Below are 693 nucleotides of genomic sequence, written 5' to 3'. Positions count from 1 at the left end.
GGGAGGAGGGAAAAAGGGGGAAGAAGGGAAAGGGGAGGAAGAGGGAGAAAGGAAAAGAGAAGGGGGAAAGGGGAAAAGAGGGAGGGAGGGAAAAAGAGGGAAAGAGAAGAAAGGAAAGGAGGAGAAAAAAGGAAGGGGAGAAAGAGGGGGGAAAAGGAAGGGGAAAAAGAAGGAAAGAGAGGGGAAGGGAGGGGGAAGAAAGGAAGGAGAGGGGGGGAGAAAAAGGGGAGGAAGGGAGGGAAGAGGGAGGAAAAAAAAAGGGGAGAAGAAGGGAGAAAAAAAGAAAGAAAAAAGAAAAGAAGAGAGAAGAAAGAGAAGAGGGAAAGGAAAGAGAGAAGGGGGAAGGGGAAAAAGAGGAGAAAGAGGAGGGAGAAGGAAGAAAGAGGGAGGGAAAAGAGGAGAAGAAAGGGAGAGGGAAAAAAAAGAGAGGGAAAAGGAAAGAAAAGGAAAGGAAGAGGGAAAAGAAGAAAGAGAGGAAGGAAGGGAGAAAGGGGAGGAAAAAGGGGAGAGGGGGAAAAGGGAGAGGGGGAAAAAAAAGAAGGAAAAAGGGGGAGAAAAGGAGGGGGGGAAAAGGGGAGGGGAAGGGAGGGAAAAAAAGGGGGAGAAGGGAGAAAAAGAAGAAAGGAAGAGGAAGAAAATAAAGAAAAAGGTCAACCAGAAATATCTGGCTAACCTTATATTACGAACGGGTGC

General features: G+C 47.5%; 1 protein-coding gene. It reads left to right on the top strand.

Annotated elements, in window-relative coordinates; all coding sequences use genetic code 11:
• A partial coding sequence (locus NR125_RS30260) for a hypothetical protein (RefSeq protein WP_256816864.1) occupies positions 1-641 on the top strand: 641 nt, incomplete at its 5' end.
• Between the last annotated feature and the right edge of the window lie 52 nt (positions 642-693).

The sequence above is a fragment of the Cytobacillus sp. Bac17 genome (assembly GCF_024519925.1).
Classification (GTDB): domain Bacteria; phylum Bacillota; class Bacilli; order Bacillales; family Cytobacillaceae; genus Cytobacillus; species Cytobacillus pseudoceanisediminis.
This window is presented reverse-complemented; position numbering and strand designations above follow the sequence as displayed.